The organism is Oceanobacillus sp. NCCP-135 (genome assembly GCF_059698015.1).
In genome coordinates this window covers 1-16,197 of record NZ_BAAKSZ010000048.1, presented here as the reverse complement: position 1 = coordinate 16,197, position 16,197 = coordinate 1, and the positions used below count along the sequence as shown (strand labels likewise).

The 16,197-nt window shown below is 37.1% G+C and carries 16 protein-coding genes and 2 tRNA genes; 13 read left to right on the top strand and 5 right to left on the bottom strand.

Translation table 11 applies throughout. The features are described from left to right. The first annotated feature begins 164 nt into the window (after positions 1-164). The 8 genes from AC6HVZ_RS18685 to AC6HVZ_RS18650 all read left to right on the top strand — a co-directional run bounded on the left by AC6HVZ_RS18685 (position 165) and on the right by AC6HVZ_RS18650 (position 6,070). Positions 165-241, top strand: a tRNA-Met gene (locus AC6HVZ_RS18685). A gap of 240 nt (positions 242-481) precedes the next feature. Further along, positions 482-558 (top strand) — tRNA-Asp (locus AC6HVZ_RS18680). A gap of 255 nt (positions 559-813) precedes the next feature. After that, a complete protein-coding gene (gene thiL, locus AC6HVZ_RS18675; RefSeq protein WP_497559642.1) occupies positions 814-1,779 on the top strand; it encodes a thiamine-phosphate kinase in 966 nt (321 codons plus the stop codon). Positions 1,780-1,787: 8 nt separating this feature from the next. Continuing rightward, complete coding sequence (gene tsaE / locus AC6HVZ_RS18670) at positions 1,788-2,243, top strand: tRNA (adenosine(37)-N6)-threonylcarbamoyltransferase complex ATPase subunit type 1 TsaE (protein WP_497559641.1); 456 nt, start codon at positions 1,788-1,790, stop codon at positions 2,241-2,243. A 257-nt stretch (positions 2,244-2,500) separates the two neighbouring features. Continuing rightward, positions 2,501-3,208: a tRNA (adenosine(37)-N6)-threonylcarbamoyltransferase complex dimerization subunit type 1 TsaB gene (gene tsaB, locus AC6HVZ_RS18665; protein ID WP_497559640.1), complete on the top strand. Its 708-nt coding sequence runs from the start codon at positions 2,501-2,503 to the stop codon at positions 3,206-3,208. Beyond that, a complete protein-coding gene (gene rimI, locus AC6HVZ_RS18660) occupies positions 3,201-3,650 on the top strand; it encodes a ribosomal protein S18-alanine N-acetyltransferase (protein WP_497559639.1) in 450 nt (149 codons plus the stop codon). The genes tsaB and rimI overlap by 8 nt, the downstream gene beginning before the upstream one ends. Then, complete coding sequence (gene tsaD, locus AC6HVZ_RS18655) at positions 3,647-4,657, top strand: tRNA (adenosine(37)-N6)-threonylcarbamoyltransferase complex transferase subunit TsaD (RefSeq protein ID WP_497559644.1); 1,011 nt, start codon at positions 3,647-3,649, stop codon at positions 4,655-4,657. Before rimI ends, tsaD begins: the two co-directional genes overlap by 4 nt. A 225-nt stretch (positions 4,658-4,882) precedes the next feature. Beyond that, positions 4,883-6,070, top strand: coding sequence for an FtsW/RodA/SpoVE family cell cycle protein (locus tag AC6HVZ_RS18650; RefSeq protein WP_497559638.1), 1,188 nt, complete (start codon positions 4,883-4,885; stop codon positions 6,068-6,070). A gap of 390 nt (positions 6,071-6,460) precedes the next feature. Here the strand turns inward: AC6HVZ_RS18650 and AC6HVZ_RS18645 are convergent, their stop codons facing one another. Beyond that, complete coding sequence (locus AC6HVZ_RS18645) at positions 6,461-8,380, bottom strand: ABC-F family ATP-binding cassette domain-containing protein (RefSeq protein WP_497559637.1); 1,920 nt, start codon at positions 8,378-8,380, stop codon at positions 6,461-6,463. Between the two features lie 395 nt (positions 8,381-8,775). Between AC6HVZ_RS18645 and moaC the strand changes: the two genes are divergently transcribed. Next, the gene (gene moaC, locus AC6HVZ_RS18640) at positions 8,776-9,279 is read left to right on the top strand and encodes a cyclic pyranopterin monophosphate synthase MoaC (RefSeq protein WP_497559636.1); all 504 of its coding nucleotides are present in this window, start codon (positions 8,776-8,778) and stop codon (positions 9,277-9,279) included. Beyond that, positions 9,272-9,904, top strand: a complete 633-nt coding sequence (locus AC6HVZ_RS18635; RefSeq protein WP_497559635.1) for a redox-sensing transcriptional repressor Rex — start codon at positions 9,272-9,274, stop codon at positions 9,902-9,904. Before moaC ends, AC6HVZ_RS18635 begins: the two co-directional genes overlap by 8 nt. A 262-nt stretch (positions 9,905-10,166) precedes the next feature. Here AC6HVZ_RS18635 and AC6HVZ_RS18630 read toward each other — a convergent pair whose 3' ends face one another. Together AC6HVZ_RS18630 and AC6HVZ_RS18625 are read right to left on the bottom strand one after the other, a co-directional pair. Then, entirely contained in the window at positions 10,167-10,367 is a 201-nt protein-coding gene (locus tag AC6HVZ_RS18630; RefSeq protein WP_497559634.1) for a DUF4305 domain-containing protein, read from the bottom strand. A gap of 2 nt (positions 10,368-10,369) precedes the next feature. After that, positions 10,370-11,083 (bottom strand): CPBP family intramembrane glutamic endopeptidase, encoded by a 714-nt coding sequence (locus tag AC6HVZ_RS18625; RefSeq protein WP_497559633.1) that lies wholly within the window; start codon positions 11,081-11,083, stop codon positions 10,370-10,372. A gap of 633 nt (positions 11,084-11,716) precedes the next feature. Between AC6HVZ_RS18625 and groES the strand changes: the two genes are divergently transcribed. Further along, on the top strand, positions 11,717-12,001 hold the full coding sequence (gene groES / locus AC6HVZ_RS18620; protein WP_497559632.1) for a co-chaperone GroES: 285 nt from the start codon (positions 11,717-11,719) through the stop codon (positions 11,999-12,001). A 46-nt stretch (positions 12,002-12,047) separates the two neighbouring features. Next, positions 12,048-13,685, top strand: a complete 1,638-nt coding sequence (gene groL / locus AC6HVZ_RS18615; protein WP_497559631.1) for a chaperonin GroEL — start codon at positions 12,048-12,050, stop codon at positions 13,683-13,685. Between the two features lie 82 nt (positions 13,686-13,767). Here the strand turns inward: groL and AC6HVZ_RS18610 are convergent, their stop codons facing one another. Beyond that, positions 13,768-14,979 (bottom strand): tyrosine-type recombinase/integrase, encoded by a 1,212-nt coding sequence (locus AC6HVZ_RS18610; RefSeq protein WP_497559643.1) that lies wholly within the window; start codon positions 14,977-14,979, stop codon positions 13,768-13,770. 172 nt (positions 14,980-15,151) lie between these two features. On the opposite strand from AC6HVZ_RS18610, the gene AC6HVZ_RS18605 reads away from it, so the two are divergent. Further along, the gene (locus tag AC6HVZ_RS18605) at positions 15,152-15,307 is read left to right on the top strand and encodes a hypothetical protein (RefSeq protein ID WP_497559630.1); all 156 of its coding nucleotides are present in this window, start codon (positions 15,152-15,154) and stop codon (positions 15,305-15,307) included. A 125-nt stretch (positions 15,308-15,432) separates the two neighbouring features. Here AC6HVZ_RS18605 and AC6HVZ_RS18600 read toward each other — a convergent pair whose 3' ends face one another. Further along, positions 15,433-16,143 carry a site-specific integrase gene (locus AC6HVZ_RS18600; protein ID WP_497559629.1) on the bottom strand — a complete coding sequence of 237 codons (711 nt, stop codon included), beginning with the start codon at positions 16,141-16,143 and terminating at the stop codon, positions 15,433-15,435. Positions 16,144-16,197 lie beyond the last annotated feature (54 nt).

The window sequence follows — 16,197 nt, the reverse complement described above, 5'->3', positions numbered from 1 at the left end:
AAGTTAAGCTCTCCAGCGCCGATGGTAGTTGGGGCTTTGCCCCTGCAAGAGTAGGACGCCGCCAGGCATTTAAGATATTTTGAAATTTGTAAGTAACATGATGAACAATTATGCTTAATGCAAGATGAAAAAAGCATGGATGAATTTATAGTTATCTCTCATATCGCGGGGTGGAGCAGTCTGGTAGCTCGTTGGGCTCATAACCCAGAGGTCGCAGGTTCAAATCCTGCCCCCGCAACCAAATCATTTCAACTAACTACGTCGAATTACACCTTAGCTAGTTGAAAATCAGTAGTACTTTGGAGTGCAACCAATTTATTTCAACTAACTACGTCGAAATACATCATTGCTAGTTGAAAATCCATACTGCTTTGTAGTTACAACCAAAATGTTTCAATTTACTTCGTCGAATCGACATCCTGTTAATTGAAAATCACTAATAATTTTGAATACAACCAAAGATATCTCAATTCACCATAATGGTCCGGTAGTTCAGTTGGTTAGAATGCCTGCCTGTCACGCAGGAGGTCGCGGGTTCGAGTCCCGTCCGGACCGCCATTTTTTTAAAATAATATACATATATTACACAGGATTTCAATAATGAAAATCGTGTGTTTTTTATTTGCAAAAAGGATTACAATATTTACTCTACTCAATTAATTACTTCTGAAAATTGTATTAATACCTTCATTACGCATGTCTTCCCATTACTAAAAATTTAGGCTGGCTAAACTGATCTATATTTGTTTTTCCTTTTTGTACTCTTTTTGCTATCATAAGTATAGTTAGATTATAGAAAATGGTGATTAATAAATGGATGAATTTTCATTTATCGACTCGATTAAACAAAAAACGTATCAGCAATCTACATTGGTTAAAGGAATTGGTGATGACGCTGCTGTTTTTCGTCAGCAAGCACAAGATATCGTAACCGCTGTAGACACATTTGTTGAAGGTATTCATTTTATGAGAAATACGATGGCAGCTTTTCATGTAGGTTACCGAGCACTTGCAGCTAATCTTAGTGATTTGGCAGCTATGGGAGCATCACCTGCATTTTATCTGGTATCCATTGTTATTCCAAAGTCATGGGCTGTTGAAGAGATGAAGCAAATTTTTTCAGGTATGAAAGAATTGGCAGGCATATATAAAATGGACCTGATTGGTGGAGATACAGTAAGTGGTAAAGAATTATCAATATCTGTGACAGTTATAGGCTATGTAGAAAAGAAAAAAGCACGTTATCGAAGTGTAGCTCAAAATGGCGATATTGTTTTTGTAACAGGAACATTAGGAGATTCACAGGCAGGATTGTATATATTAACAAATCCCGGTACTTATATGGATAAAGATTATTTTATTAATAGACATCAAATGCCATCGCCACGTGTAGATTTTGCAATGAGGCTAGATGGGTTGTCTCGTGTAGCATTAAATGATATAAGTGATGGTATCGCAAGTGAAGCATCTGAAATAGCAGATTCCTCAAATGTAAACCTAATATTATTCGATGAGAAAATCCCTATATCCACTTCATATAATCAATTTTCAAAAGAACTACAGAAGAAGTGGAAGTATTACGGTGGAGAGGATTTCGAGCTAATCGGAACGGTATCTAGAAACGATTGGTCTCAGGTTCAAAAAATAGCAGATCAAACGAATACAAAAATTACAGAAATAGGCTATGTTACAATGGATCAGGAAAATGGCAGTGTATTTCTGGAGAAGAATAGTAAAAAGCAACGATTACTAAAAAAAGGATATAACCACTTGAAGTAGGTGAAGTGATGAATGAATATAAATTAGCAACACATACTCCTTTAGAGACAATACAAATAGCTCAAAAATTGGCTGCGCTTCTTAATCCAGGTGATGTCGTTACATTAGAAGGGGATCTTGGTGCAGGGAAAACAACATTTACGAAGGGAATTGCAAATGGTCTTGGAGTTAAACGTAATGTGAGCAGTCCAACATTTACTATCGTTAAAGAATATGAGGGTGAGCTACCTCTTTATCATATGGACGTTTATCGTCTAGAGAATTCCGATGAGGATATTGGCTTTGTGGAATATTTCGATGGGAATGGTATTACGGTAGTGGAATGGGCTCAATATATTGAGGAATACCTGCCTGATGAACGTTTGAATATCAAAATTAATTATGTGGATGAATATATAAGGGAATTAGTGTTCACCCCCACCAGTGCTCACTTTAAGTGGGTTATAAATGAACTAATGAGTTAAGGGGTTACGGAACATTCCCTTGATAGGGCACTACCTATGTTTATTTTTCCAAAGACAGCTCAGCATCGTAAACTATTTTGCCTGGAGGGCTAGCTCGCTGGTGCTTGCTTTTCTCTAATTTGAGTTATGCTAACTTAGCGAGAAAACGCTCATTACGAGGCTACGCCCTCCACCTAATTATTAAATTATCAAGGAACAAATGAATTAGTTTGAGTCTTTAAAATTAGGCTCAAACATACTATACAAGGAGTTACTTTATGAATATACTTGCAATCGATACATCAAATCAGGTTTTAGGTGTAGCAATACTGAAGCATGATCAGATTATTGGTGAGTTAGTTACCAATTTGGCGAAAAATCATTCGGTCAGATTGATGCCGGCAATTGATAAATTAATGAAGGAAGTTTCTATGTCACCTGAACAACTAGATAAAATTGTTGTTGCTAAAGGACCGGGCTCCTATACTGGCGTAAGGATTGGATTAGCAACAGCAAAGTCGATGGCATGGGCGCTTGATATCCCGATAGTTGGGGTCTCCAGTTTAGAAGTTCTTGCCTACCAAGGACGGTTTTTAAATGGTTATATCTGTCCATTTTTTGATGCACGCCGAGGGATGGTATATACAGGTTTGTATAAATGGAATGAAAATTCATTAGAATTAGTTTATGAAGAATCAAACAGTCTAATGGAAGATATGTTAAAAAAGCTTGCAGATGAAAAGAAAGAAATACTCTTCCTGAGTCCTGATATTTCAATATATAAAGAGGATATTATGGCGAATGTGGGGGAATCTGCAATCATTCCTGAAGGACCTTATCATGTAGTTAAGCCTGCGTATTTAGCCTTAGCTGGCAAGGATCGTAAAGCTGATTCTACACATTTATTAACACCAAATTACTTACGATTGGCAGAGGCAGAAGCGAATTGGATTAAGGCCCAAAAGGAAGAACAGCAACATGGCTAATGTTACAATTAGGAAAATGGAGCTTGCTGATGTGGATCAAGTAATGGAAGTAGAGAAAGCATCGTTTACAACTCCTTGGACCATCGATATTTTTTATCAGGAAATTGTGGATAATGATCATGCGTATTATTTTGTCATTGAATTGGACGAAAAAATTGTTGGCTATGTTGGAGCATGGATTGTTATAGATGATGCGCAAATAACTAATATTGCTGTAAGGCCTGAATACCGTGGCTATAAATTTGGTGAAAAGCTATTTCGATATACGATCCAACAAGCAATACTTATGGGAGTAACCCGTCTATCACTTGAAGTAAGAATGTCAAATATTCAAGCACAGGGATTATATCGTAAATTTGGACTTGTACCTGGTGGAATTCGCAGGAATTATTATACAGATAATCAAGAGGATGCGTTAGTTATGTGGGTGAATTTAATATGAATAAAGATGTGAATATCCTTGGAGTTGAAACAAGCTGTGACGAAACTGCTGTTGCCATCGTCAGAAATGGTAGGGAGATTGTTTCCAATGTCGTTGCATCACAAATTGATAGTCATAAACGTTTTGGTGGAGTCGTCCCAGAAATTGCCTCCAGACACCATGTGGAGCAAATCACAATCGTGTTGGAAGAGGCTTTTAAAGCGTCGAAGCTAGGCTGGGAGGATATTGATGCTATTGCTGTGACAGAGGGACCTGGACTTGTTGGCGCATTGCTTGTTGGCGTTAATTCTGCAAAGGCCTTGGCTTTTGCTAAACAGAAGCCGCTTGTTGGTGTACATCACATCGCAGGACATATTTATGCAAATCGATTGGAAAAAGATTTTCAGTTTCCATTGCTCGCTCTGATTGTTTCAGGCGGACATACAGAGCTTGTTTTGATGAAAGGGCATGGGGTTTATGAGGTAATTGGGGAAACGCTTGATGATGCTGCTGGAGAGGCTTATGATAAGGTAGCGAGGATGCTAAAGCTTCCTTACCCTGGAGGACCACAGATTGATCGTTTAGCCGGTGTTGGTGAGGAGAATATTGATTTTCCTCGTGCGTGGCTGGAGGAAGGCAGCTATGATTTCAGTTTTAGTGGGTTAAAATCAGCAGTTATCAACAAAATCCACAATGCAAAACAACGCGGAGAACAACTGAAGGATGAAGATATAGCTGCAAGCTTTCAAGCCAGTGTGGTTGACGTATTAACAACAAAAACAGTCAGTGCTGCAAAGGAGTATAATGTGAAACAAGTGATTGTGGCTGGTGGAGTGGCGGCAAATAAAGGGCTTAGGGCGGAACTCAAAGCTCAGTTTGCTGATTTAGCGATCCCTTTGGTAATCCCGCCATTAAAGCTCTGTACGGATAATGCGGCGATGATCGCAGCAGCAGGTATGATAGCGTATGAACAGGGAAGGCGATCTGAATTAGATCTAAATGCAAATGCATCTTTGCTGTTAAAATAGTCCACATGTTATCCACAGCTCTGTGAGTAATTGATGAAAATGCTAGTATAGCTATTTATTCTTTGTGGATTAAAAATGTGTATAAATGACATGTTTTTCTGTGGATAATGTGCATAACTTTGTGAACAACTTGTATAATAGCCGTTTGAATGTGAATATATCTGTGGGTTATCTAAATAACTTGTATAACCGTTTGATTAAGTAAAAGAAATTTGGTGAATTTGCATGTCTAAGAAGCAATCCTATTATATACAGAGTGATTTAATATTTTTGTTTATATTATTTGTTACTGTCAGTTTACTTTCCGTATATAACGCAGAACAGCTTGAACAATACGGGGATGATGGTAGTTTTGTGTTAAAACAAATTGTCTGGTTTACGGCAGGTGCTTGCATTGTTGCTGCCATACAGTTTCTCGATTTAGAACAAATATATAAAGCTAGCGTATTTATTTATGGTATTGGAATTTTTGTTTTATTTGTCTTGTTGATAAGTCCGGATGGTCCGGGAGCTATAGCAGAAAGAACGAACGGCGCTAAAAGCTGGTTTAAATTACCTGGGTTATCTTTGCAACCCGCAGAATTTACCAAGATAACAACTATTCTGTATTTAGCAGCGGTAATAAGTAAGCATAAGGCGAAATATGAAGTAACGAATATCAAGACAGATACCTTATTATTATCAAAAATTCTGGGCATTACTGTTCTGCCCGTGATATTAATTATGCAGCAGCCGGACTTTGGAACAGCCATGGTGTATTTATTTATTGCTGGTATGTTTATTATATTATCTGGTATTAGCTGGAAAATAATTTTAAGCTTGATTGCGACTATTTCAGCAGTTGCAGGAGCAGCCTTAGGATTTATTATAAAATTTACAGACCTAGCAAAAGAACTGGTAGGACCTCAACAAGCGTATCAAATCGATCGAATTATGACATGGTTTAATCCATCACAGCCCTCAAATGATGCATCATGGCATTTTGATCAGGCATATATGGCATTAGGCTCAGGTCGGTTATTTGGTAAAGGAATGAACAGTCTACAGGTGTCTTTTCCGGAAGCCCATACCGATTTCATCTTCTCTGTTATTGGGGAAAGTTTTGGGTTTATTGGCAGTGCACTTGTTATTTTTCTCATTTTTATATTTTTATATAAGCTGCTGACATTGGGGCTTAATGTGTACAAACAATCATCGTTTGGCGCATACCTTTGTTTTGGCTATCTTAGTTTAATATTGGTTCATGCATTTCAAAATATTGGAATGACATTGGGTATTATGCCTGTTACGGGTATTCCATTATTGTTGATAAGTTATGGTGGAAGCTCTGTGTTATCCACAATGATTGGATTGGGAATTGTATATAGGGTTGCTGTTGAACATACGATACAAAATGATTATTTGTTTAAATAGGTTTTTACAACAAAAAAATAAAAAATTGGATCTTTCACAAAGTACGGGAAAATTAATAGGTTTGTTTCTTTAAATACACATTGTACCGGTTCCGAATAAACCAACTGATCTAACATTCCCCGCAAAATGTGATTGAACCAAAAAAATTTGCATGTAAAGAGGCGTAGAGAAACGAACTTATCTACGCCTTTTCATGATTTAAGATGAAAGGGAGACTGTTGGGTTATAGGTGCTCGGACGGCTTTATTTGTTTAGGAAGACATTCAGGGTTGCTTACACGACTTATGCGTGAATGTGTACAGGTTGGCGAGGGTGATGCACAACATTTACATGAATTTACATACCTCCCGTGGGTTGTTGGGCTACTATTACATATTTTATCTTTAAAAATTACTCCTGCAAAACTGCCCATTCTTCCATCAGTTGCTCTATCTCCTGTTTAATCAAGCTTGTCTCCTTCGTTAATTCCAATGCTTTTTCATGGTCCTGGTAGACATCAGGTTGTGCCATCTTTTCTTCAAGCTTTTCGATTTCTAATTCAAGCTGCTCTATCATTTCCTCTAGCTCGTCAATCCTGCGTTGCTTTTTGCGCTTTTCGCTTTGAAGCTGTTTTTCCTCTTTAAAGCTAAGCTTTCGTTCATCTGTTTTTTGCGTGATCTCAGCTGTTTCTTGAAGTCTTTCTAATTCAGCTTCTTCTTCTTTCTTTTCCATATAATAATCATAATCCCCTAAATAGACGGTTACACCATCGTGCTCTATTTCGGCAACCTGATCGGTAATTTTATTGATAAAATATCGGTCATGGGAAACGAAAATGATGGTTCCGGGAAAATCAATCAAGGCTGCTTCTAGCACTTCTTTACTATCAATATCCAAATGATTGGTAGGTTCATCCATGATTAATAAATTTGCCTTTTGCATCATTAACTTTGCTAAAGCAAGTCGGGCTTTCTCACCACCGCTTAAGGAGTGCACGAGTTTTAAAACATCATCACCGGAAAACAAAAAGTTTCCCAAAACGGTGCGAATATCTTTTTCATTGATGGTTGGATACTCATCCCATAGCTCCTGTAAAACAGTCTTGGATGATGACAGGTTTGCTTGTTCCTGATCGTAATAGCCGATTTGCACATTGGTTCCTATCTGGATCTGGCCATTTGCCGGTTTTAATGTTCCGAGGATTGTTTTTAATAAAGTTGTTTTTCCAACTCCATTAGGACCAACCAATGCAATTCGTTCACCACGATTCACATGCAACTTGATATTCGAAAACAAATTCTTAGAATCATCCTCATAACGAAAGGATAGACTATCTATTTTTAATACATCATTGCCGCTACGTCTATTAACCTGGAATGAAAATGATGCAGAGGATTCATCACCAAGCGGTTTATCTATCTTATCCATTTTCGCCAATAGCTTTCTTCGGCTTTGTGCCCGTTTCGTTGTTGCTGCTCGAACAATATTTCGTTGGATAAAGTCTTCCATCTTTTTAATTTCCGTTTGTTGTTTTTCGAATTCTTTTAATTCCTGCTTATAATCAAGTGCTTTTTGTTCCAGAAAATTACTGTAGCTTCCATAGTATTTTTTTGTTTTATGACGGGATATTTCATAAACAATCGATACGGTTTTATCCAAAAAATATCTGTCATGGGAAACAATGACGACCGCACCAGGATAGCTTATTAAATAGTTCTCCAGCCAACCAAGTGTTGCAATATCAAGATGGTTTGTGGGCTCATCCAGGATGAGTAGGGCAGGCTGTTTCAGTAATAGTTTCCCTAATGCCAATCTTGTTTTTTGTCCACCACTTAGTTCATTAATAGATGTTTCGTAGTCAAAATCCTGGAAATTCAATCCGGTAAGCACAGCTTTTATATCAGATTCATACGTATATCCATCATTACGTTGAAAGGATTGCTGTAATTTATCATAATCATGTAGCAGCTTTTCATAATGTGTAGTAGAAATATCCGGAGCTTCTGCCATTTTTTCCTCCATAGCACGCAGTTCTTGTTCTTGAAGGAGGAGATGCTGAAATACTTCCAGCATCTCCTCCCAAATGGTTTTTCCTGACTCTAAAGACATGTGCTGGGACAGATAGCCAATGGTGAGATCTTTTGGTTGGAAAAGCTCTCCCTCATCATAGGTAAGCTCACCTGCCATTATTTTTAATAAAGTCGATTTTCCGGCACCGTTTCTGCCAACAATTGCAATCCGATCATTCTTTTTTATTTCAAGCTTTATATTTGCTAAAATTTCTTCTGCTCCAAATGATTTAGATAATCCGTTTAATTGCATAAGTATCATTTCGTTCACCTCATCTCTTCTAGTGTATCGTATTTTGAATTAGGCAAGCAATAATATTGTGAAATTGATCACGACTTATTTGTGAATATCTGTTAAAATAACTTATAGAGCTGTTCAAAAGTCCGGTAAAATGATAAATCGTAGGGGATCTTTTATTAAGTGCCGTCACGTCCTTGAAAAAGTAAATAGCTTTTTCTCACGGAGACGGGCGTATAGAGAAGCTTTCCTTGTCCTGTGAGCATACAATCCTGTGTAAGCATATTGCTCACGTATACTGTATCCGTTCTGCAAATCAGAGCGATGCTGCCTGGAATTTTTCAATCCTTTTTATTTTCACTTTTGAACCTATTTATTTATAAAGGATGTTCCATTTTTAATATATTGGAGTTGAGTGTATGACAGATTTCACGCATTTTAATAAACAGGGTAGAGCACGAATGGTCGATATCAGTGAAAAAAACGAAACAGAGCGAATGGCGCTTGCCCGGTCTAGTATAATTGTAACAAGGGAAATTTATGAAAAGATTACAAGTAATAAAATCAAAAAGGGTGATGTGCTTTCTGTTGCGCAGGTAGCTGGAATTATGGCAGCGAAGAATACATCGGATCTGATTCCAATGTGTCATCCACTGCAATTGAAAGGAATTGATATTTCCTTTGAATGGTTTGTCGAAAATAACACATATGAACTTTTAATAGAAGCTTTTGTAAAAACGAAGGGAAGTACAGGTGTTGAAATGGAAGCCTTGACAGCTGCATCAGCAACAGCGCTTACCATATATGATATGTGCAAGGCGATTGATAAAGGAATGATCATCGGCCAAACGTTTCTTTTGGAGAAAAGAGGCGGAAAGTCTGGAGATTATTATCGAAGTGAAAGAAGGAATAGCAATGAATAAAATACCACAGGCAACTGCCAAACGCTTGCCTTTATATTATCGATTTTTAAATAATTTAAATCACCAGGGTAAGAAACGTGTTTCGTCAAAAGAACTTAGTGAGGCCGTAAAAGTAGATTCAGCAACTATCCGAAGAGATTTTTCCTATTTCGGAGCATTGGGTAAGAAAGGCTATGGCTATAATGTTGAGTATTTACTTGGTTTTTTTAGAAAAACACTGGATCAGGATGAGCTGACCGAGGTTGCCTTAATTGGTGTTGGGAATTTAGGAACTGCATTTCTGCATTATAATTTTTTAAAAAATAATAATATACAAATCAAAATGGCGTTTGATGTGGATAATGAAAAGGTTGGGAAAAAAATTGGTGGCGTTCCTGTTTATCATATTGAAAACCTGGAAGAAAAAATGACAGGGATTAGCGTAGCAATTCTGACCATTCCTGCTAGTGAAGCAGAAGGTATAACCAATCGTTTAGTGGATCATGGAATAACTGGGATTTTAAATTTCACACCTGCACGAATTACCGTTCCTGATCATATTCGAGTACATCATATTGACTTAGCTATTGAACTACAAGCACTGGTTTATTTTTTGAAGCACTATCCGTTGAGTAGCGAAGATTAGAGTAGTGGGTTTTGCTTGTCTATGACACAGGTAGTACTAAAGAAGGGGATGATGTTATTATAACATCATCCCCTTCTTTAGTTATCTTTGCTTCACGCATCATTCTCATTATCAATCCAATTTTCAAAACGTATATCTAAAGTAAAAAGGCTTTATTTTGCCAGGATTGATTTCGATACCTGCTTCGTTGCTATTGTCGCCTTTTTGTTCACTTTCCGTCCAGTGCTGCGCTTGATCTTTCAAGCTAATTAAACGCATATTTCTACTTTTTCTTTTTATTTTTTAACCGGAAATGAATGGATATCAGCCGTATGCTCACACCGAAGTCCAGGGTTGCGAAAAGCGCTATAATGATTGTCGTAATATTCCAAATTGTTTTATCCGCACTTAATATTGCGATATATACGAAAAATACTCCCATAATAAAGTATACAATGGCCATTGCCAGGGGTGAAGTTCTCATAATTAGCCTCCAATAAGAATCATCTGCATATCTTGTAATTGTTGTTGCATCCTTTCCATATCCTCTGGAGTGAAATTATATTGCACAAGAACGACAATAGAATTCATAGCCATATGCACAACGATTGGTACAATAATCCGTTTTGTTTTTACATATAAAAATGAGAATACAAATCCCATGGAAGCATAAATTAGGATGTGCTGTGGTTCTCCGTGAATAATTCCAAACACAAAAGCTGATAATAGTGCAGCGAAAAAGAAATTCATTTTTTCATGTAAACTTCCGAAAATTATTTTCCGAAAAATAATTTCTTCTAGAATAGGCGCGATAAACATTGGGATGATCATAAATAAAGGAGTAGCACGCGTTACATCCATGATCACTTGTGTGTTTTCAGAGCCAGCCTCAATTCCTAGAAGATTCATTTCGATCGCAACAGCTATCCCTTGCGCAAAATATGCCATAAATAGACCTAGTATGGACCAAAGCATAATGCTTCCGGTAGAGGCGGCATTACGATGAATTGGTGCTTTCATCGTAGGCTTCATTAGTATTAATACAACGATCAGTCCCACTAGAAAGCTAAAGATCGACCAATAAACAACCGCATCGTTTTTACCAAGAGGTGTTAATAAATAGAGCAATGGTGCAAAAACAATTCCTGAAAATTGCATAATAATATAGGTAATGATGACCCACCAATATCGCTTTGTCAAAATACAACGACTCCTTCAATTATGTATGTTCTCATTGTTTAATTTCTTTTAAGTGCTTGTTCAAAAAGGAGGATAAAAAGAACCGAGAAGTTCGAGGCGGCGTAACTTTGAGTACCGAACGTATGCAATTAATACGTGAGGAAACGTTCTAGCACGCAGGAAAAGTGTTTTTCTTTTCCAAGGAACAAAAAAGCAAGCCAACGAAGAAACTCGATGTGTCATTTTTAACGGACTTTTTGAACGTCCTCTTTAAATGATTATTTTACATACTACACATTTTATCATATTTTACGGGCTTGTAATAATAGTATGGTTTTGAAAATATAGACATTCCTAGAAAAATCGACTTATCGTTAAAGGGATTCTTGAGAGCGTATTTTACTTTCTTAAAATTCGTTATACTCTGAAGCGTAAGCTCTAATGGTGAAAGCATAAAGCATGCACTTATTCTGATTTCTAATTAAAGGAATGCTTTCGTATAAGTAAAAAAAATTAGTAAAAAAAATAAAAATTACAGCATACAATACTTGCATTTTTAAAATTTATTATTTATTATATTAATTGGGATTAGCACTCGGTGTGTTAGAGTGCTAATAAATAAAAAAATGATATGGAATTAAGGAGGCTGATCTCATGATTAAACCACTAGGAGATCGTGTTGTTATCGAGCTTGTTGAACAAGAAGAACAAACTGCAAGCGGTATTGTACTTCCAGACTCTGCAAAAGAAAAACCACAGGAAGGAAAAGTTGTTGCTGTTGGATCGGGTCGAGTTACAGAACATAATGAGAAGGTAGCACTTGAAGTGTCAGAAGGAGATCGCATTATTTTCTCAAAATTTGCCGGTACTGAAGTGAAATACGAAGGCACAGAATACTTAATTCTTCGTGAAAGTGATATTTTAGCTGTTGTTAGCTAAAAAATAGAAAATACGTATGATTATTTAATTTGAGGAGGGCTTATTTATGGCTAAGGAAATTAAATTTAGTGAAGACGCACGTCGCGCAATGCTACGTGGTGTAGATACATTAGCAGATGCAGTAAAAGTAACACTCGGACCAAAAGGCCGTAATATTGTATTAGCTAAAAAATTCGGTTCACCTTTAATTACAAATGATGGTGTAACAATCGCAAAAGAAATTGAGTTGGAAGATCAGTTCGAAAATATGGGTGCACAGCTTGTATCTGAAGTTGCATCAAAAACAAATGATGTTGCTGGTGATGGTACAACAACTGCAACTGTATTAGCACAATCAATGATCACAGAAGGCTTGAAAAACGTTACTTCTGGTGCAAACCCGGTTGGTGTTCGTCGCGGAATTGAACAAGCGGTGGAAGCAGCAGTAAAAGAGTTAAAAGGTATTTCAGAAACAATCGAAAGTAAAGAATCGATTGCACAGGTTGCTGCAGTTTCATCTGGAGATGAAGAAGTTGGAAGTCTGATTTCCGAAGCAATGGAACGTGTTGGCAATGATGGTGTAATAACAATTGAAGAATCAAAGGGTTTCAACACGGAACTGGAAGTTGTTGAAGGTATGCAATTTGATCGTGGATATGCTTCTCCATATATGGTTACAGATCAGGATAAAATGGAAGCAGTACTTGAAGATCCGTATATTTTAATTACGGATAAAAAAATCGGTAACATCCAGGAAGTATTACCAGTACTTGAGCAAGTTGTTCAACAAGGTAAACCACTTCTATTAATTGCTGAAGATGTTGAAGGGGAAGCACTTGCAACATTAGTTGTAAACAAACTTCGTGGAACATTCAATGCAGTAGCAGTTAAAGCTCCAGGATTCGGTGATCGTCGTAAAGCAATGCTTGAAGATATTGCTACACTAACTGGTGGAGAAGTAATTACCGAAGATCTTGGTTTAGATCTTAAGAGTGCAACAATCGAACAACTAGGTCGTGCTTCCAAAGTAGTTGTTACAAAAGAAAACACAACAGTCGTAGAAGGTTCAGGTAATCCTGAAGCAATTTCTGCTAGAGTTGCACAAATTCGTGCACAAGCAGAAGAAACTACTTCTGATTTTGATAAAGAAAAATTACAAGAGCGTCTTGCTAAATTAGCAGGTGGAGTAGCAGTAATCAAAGTAGGTGCAGCAACAGAAACGGAATTAAAAGAACGTAAATTACGCATTGAAGATGCACTTAACTCAACGCGTGCTGCAGTTGAAGAAGGTATCGTTGCAGGTGGTGGAACGGCACTTGTTAATGTATTAAGCAAAGTTAAAGAGCTTAATCTTGAAGGTGATGAAGCAACTGGTGCCAACATTGTGCTTCGTGCATTGGAAGAACCAGTTCGCCAAATCGCTCACAATGCTGGATTAGAAGGTTCCATCATCGTTGAACGTCTAAAAGGCGAAGCGGTTGGTATTGGATACAACGCAGCAACTGGCGAATGGGTAAACATGATTGAAGCAGGTATTGTAGATCCAACGAAAGTTACTCGTTATGCACTGCAAAACGCAGCATCTGTAGCAGCAATGTTCTTAACTACTGAAGCAGTAGTAGCTGACATTCCTGAAGAGAATGCAGGCGGTGGCGCTGGAATGCCTGATATGGGTGGCATGGGTGGTATGGGCGGCATGATGTAACCTGCCTTCCCAACCCTTGATATGAGTGGGTTTTATGTAAGATGAGAGTGGTTTGTTAACATTTTGTTAACATAAGGAGTTTTTAATCGAGGCTTCTCATGAGTTGAGCAAACTTTTGGGAAGCTTCTTTTTTCATTTCTTGCGTTACATGGAGATACACATTTTTCGTGATTTGATCATCCATATGACCAAGCCTGTCCATGATTTGTTCGAGTGATACACCCGCTTCTGCTAACAGTGACGTGTGTGTATGTCGTAAAGAGTGCGGTGTTAAGTTTGTATTTAGACCTGCAATGGTCAGTAAGCGTGCCATTCTGAGTTGAACCGTTTTAATGACAATGGGATAGCCGTATTGTCGTTCCATTTTTGCAAAGATAAAGTCTTTATTGTAATAGTCATCACCTAGCCGTTCGATTATGTTATCTTGAGCTTTCCGGTGAACCTTTAAAGCTTGTATGACATCTTCGTCCACAACAATTTTCCTCCTTGATTTTCTTGTTTTTGGTGTGACTAACTGATACTTCAACGTATTATTATTTGGATTGTAATATGTTTTGGTTATGCTTATTGTGTGATTTACGAAATCGATATCTTTCCACTTGAGTGCGACCAATTCTCCAACACGTATTCCGGTGTAGGAGAGGATGAGAAACATTAGATAGTCATGCTCAAGTCCATGATTCTTTGCTGTCTTTAAAAATAGAGCAAGTTCTTCTTTTTCAAGATACTTTGGAACCTCTTCTTCTTCCAACTGTTCAATTGTTTTCTTATCTTTTTTGAGATAGGCAAACTCAGTAGGATCCTTCTTGATTAGCTCCAATTCTAATGCTTTTCGGAAAATCATCCTTCCAGTACGGTGTATTCCATCCATTGTGCTATCAGAATATCCTTGTTCTTTTAAATCATTTAAAGCATCCTGATATCTCTTCCTTGTAATGTCTTTCAATTTTAGCTGAGAAAGGTAAGGTAACCACTTGCCAATTTCATGAAGTCTGACACGAATGGTTCCCGGCTTTACATCCTTAGAATCCTTGTAGATTTTGAGCCATTCATTTGCAAACTCACAAAACGTTTGATTCGTTTCTTCTACATACATCCCTTGTTCAAGCTCATAAATGAGGGTTGCAGCAGCTGATTCAGCTTCTTGTTTAGTTTTAAAGCCACCTTTTCCTTTCTGTTTGCGCTTACCGGATATTGGATCAATTCCTATATCAACTAAAAACGCCCATTTGGAACCACAAGTGCATTTTTTCTTTTTGCATTTGCAGCCTCTTCTGTAAATATGTCCTTTCATTTCATTCAATAACCTCACTTTCATTAATTTTTTGTTACAAATAATCATTATTCCCACTTGGAAAGTGAATAATTCGTTTCGTGAGGATATAATGTAGTGAACAACATCTGGTCCCAATTATAATGAGCTTATTCGCATTTAGAAGTATGTTTAATAAAGGAGGATGCGGAAAGTGGATAGTAAGAATGAAGATGTATCTGAGGAGTTTAAGATGGCTGTAGATAAACTCTGTAAGGAATTAGAACCTGAAAATAAAGAAAATAACGCTTTATGGCAATTAGTTACTGAAATATGTAATCAAGATGAAAAGGGAGAGGACGAAACTTAAATGTTCATAACTTAAAAGTTTTCGGCTGATAGGCCTTTCGTTGACGAAAATATTGGGGTTAAAATGACTTCTATGTAACTTGAAAGCGAAATGATCACATTTTGCTTTCAGTGTAATAATAAATGTTAATTTCTCATAAAAACGCCAAATTTATCATTAGTATCTTTTTTCCTTTTTTCCGTTATATGAAGATATACCTTTCTAGTTACTTCATCATCTTCATGGCCTAATCGATCCATAATTTCATCTATATCCGCTCCAGCTTGGGCAAGAAGAGATGTATGTGTATGGCGAAGCGAGTGGGGAGTAAGGTTAATGTTTAATCCACCAAGCTTTAGCAATCTTTCCATTCTATTTCTAACTAATTTTTTCAGTATTGGATAACCGGGATGTTTATCTATATTAGCAAATATAAATCCCTTGTCATCGTAAGAATTTCCAAGTAGAGTAATAATCCTTTCTTGTTCCATCTTATGTTTCCTCAACGTTTCAATTACTATTTCATCTACCACAATTTTACGTCGAGATTTTTTTGTCTTAGGTGGAACTAATTGATATTGGGTAGTGTTACTTTTTGGATTATAATACGTTTTTGTAATACCAATGGTGTTGTTAGTAAAGTCGATATTGTTCCACTTGAGTGCAACCAATTCACCTATACGCATTCCTGTGTAGGCGAGCGTTAGGAAAATAAGATAATCCATATACAGGCCTTTTTCTAAAGCAGTATCCAAAAATTTAAGAAGTTCTTCTTTTTCAAAGAAGTTTGGTAGTTCTTCTTCGTCCGTTTCAACAATAACTTCTTGTTCTTTCTTTATATAGGTGTAAAGCGTCACTTTATTCCCTCCAAAATGGGGGGCTTTTGTTCAAATACCTCCAGTATGTTTACT

Bases quoted from the DNA above. Each gene is read 5' to 3' on its own strand.
- thiL (WP_497559642.1), top strand. From the start codon at position 814: ATGGATGAATTTTCATTTATCGACTCGATTAAACAAAAAACGTATCAG.
- tsaE (WP_497559641.1), top strand. From the start codon at position 1,788: ATGAATGAATATAAATTAGCAACACATACTCCTTTAGAGACAATACAA.
- tsaB (WP_497559640.1), top strand. From the start codon at position 2,501: ATGAATATACTTGCAATCGATACATCAAATCAGGTTTTAGGTGTAGCA.
- rimI (WP_497559639.1), top strand. From the start codon at position 3,201: ATGGCTAATGTTACAATTAGGAAAATGGAGCTTGCTGATGTGGATCAA.
- tsaD (WP_497559644.1), top strand. From the start codon at position 3,647: ATGAATAAAGATGTGAATATCCTTGGAGTTGAAACAAGCTGTGACGAA.
- AC6HVZ_RS18650 (WP_497559638.1), top strand. From the start codon at position 4,883: ATGTCTAAGAAGCAATCCTATTATATACAGAGTGATTTAATATTTTTG.
- AC6HVZ_RS18645 (WP_497559637.1), bottom strand. From the start codon at position 8,380: ATGATACTTATGCAATTAAACGGATTATCTAAATCATTTGGAGCAGAA.
- moaC (WP_497559636.1), top strand. From the start codon at position 8,776: ATGACAGATTTCACGCATTTTAATAAACAGGGTAGAGCACGAATGGTC.
- AC6HVZ_RS18635 (WP_497559635.1), top strand. From the start codon at position 9,272: ATGAATAAAATACCACAGGCAACTGCCAAACGCTTGCCTTTATATTAT.
- AC6HVZ_RS18630 (WP_497559634.1), bottom strand. From the start codon at position 10,367: ATGAGAACTTCACCCCTGGCAATGGCCATTGTATACTTTATTATGGGA.
- groES (WP_497559632.1), top strand. From the start codon at position 11,717: ATGATTAAACCACTAGGAGATCGTGTTGTTATCGAGCTTGTTGAACAA.
- groL (WP_497559631.1), top strand. From the start codon at position 12,048: ATGGCTAAGGAAATTAAATTTAGTGAAGACGCACGTCGCGCAATGCTA.
- AC6HVZ_RS18610 (WP_497559643.1), bottom strand. From the start codon at position 14,979: ATGAAAGGACATATTTACAGAAGAGGCTGCAAATGCAAAAAGAAAAAA.